Genomic DNA, 1,282 nt, shown 5'->3' with positions numbered 1-1,282 from the left:
CCAAAAAAAGAGGAAATACCCATGGCAAAGGCCAAGTTTGAACGCAACAAGCCACACGTCAACGTCGGCACCATCGGACACGTTGACCACGGTAAAACAACCCTAACCGCCGCTATCGCAACCGTAGCAGCAATCAAATCAGGTGGCGAAGCCAAAGACTACGCAGCCATTGACAGCGCTCCTGAAGAAAAAGCCCGTGGCATCACCATCAACACCTCACACGTAGAATATGACACAGACACTCGTCACTACGCCCACGTTGATTGCCCAGGTCACGCCGATTATGTTAAAAACATGATCACCGGTGCTGCCCAAATGGACGGCGCAATCCTAGTCGTATCAGCGACTGACGGCCCAATGCCACAAACTCGTGAGCACATCCTGCTATCACGTCAGGTTGGCGTACCGTACATCATCGTCTTCATGAACAAATGCGACCTTGTTGATGACGAAGAACTGCTTGAGCTAGTAGAAATGGAAGTTCGCGAACTTCTTAACGACTACGACTTCCCAGGCGACGACACCCCAATCGTAAAAGGTTCAGCGACCCAAGCCCTTAAAGGCGACGAAGGTCCATACGGCCAACCAGCCGTCGTAGAACTACTAGACATCCTAGACACCTACATCCCAGAGCCAGAGCGTGACATCGACAAAGCATTCTTAATGCCAATCGAAGACGTATTCTCAATCTCAGGCCGTGGTACCGTTGTTACTGGTCGTGTTGAATCTGGTATCGTAAAAGTTGGTGACGAAATCGAAATCGTCGGCATCAAAGACACCCAAAAAACCACCTGTACTGGTGTAGAGATGTTCCGTAAACTGCTTGACGAAGGTCGTGCAGGCGAAAACTGTGGCGTACTACTACGTGGTACTAAGCGTGAAGACGTACAACGTGGCCAAGTACTAGCGAAGCCAGGTTCAATCACCCCGCATACCAAATTCGACGCTGAAGTATACGTACTAAGCAAAGAAGAGGGTGGTCGTCACACACCATTCCTAAACGGCTATCGTCCACAGTTCTACTTCCGTACCACTGACGTAACTGGCGCAATCCAATTACAAGACGGTACTGAAATGGTTATGCCTGGTGATAACGTTGAGATGGGCGTAGAGCTTATCCACCCAATCGCTATGGACAAAGGTCTTCGCTTCGCTATTCGTGAAGGCGGCCGTACGGTAGGTGCTGGTGTTGTTGCTAACGTAAGCAACTAATTTTAACCTCTACTCTTAGACGTTAAATAGTTAGCTAAAAAGCCATTCTCGAGAGAGGGTGGCTTTTTTT

At 49.2% G+C, this 1,282-nt stretch carries 1 protein-coding gene; it reads left to right on the top strand.

The window, feature by feature from the left end; genetic code table 11:
• Positions 1 to 21: 21 nt before the first annotated feature.
• Positions 22 to 1,212, top strand: coding sequence for an elongation factor Tu (gene tuf / locus EI161_RS14405; RefSeq protein WP_192524947.1), 1,191 nt, complete (start codon positions 22 to 24; stop codon positions 1,210 to 1,212).
• The last annotated feature ends 70 nt before the right edge of the window (positions 1,213 to 1,282 follow it).

It is taken from the genome of Psychrobacter sp. FME5 (genome assembly GCF_014861375.1).
Classification (GTDB): domain Bacteria; phylum Pseudomonadota; class Gammaproteobacteria; order Pseudomonadales; family Moraxellaceae; genus Psychrobacter.
This window is presented reverse-complemented; position numbering and strand designations above follow the sequence as displayed.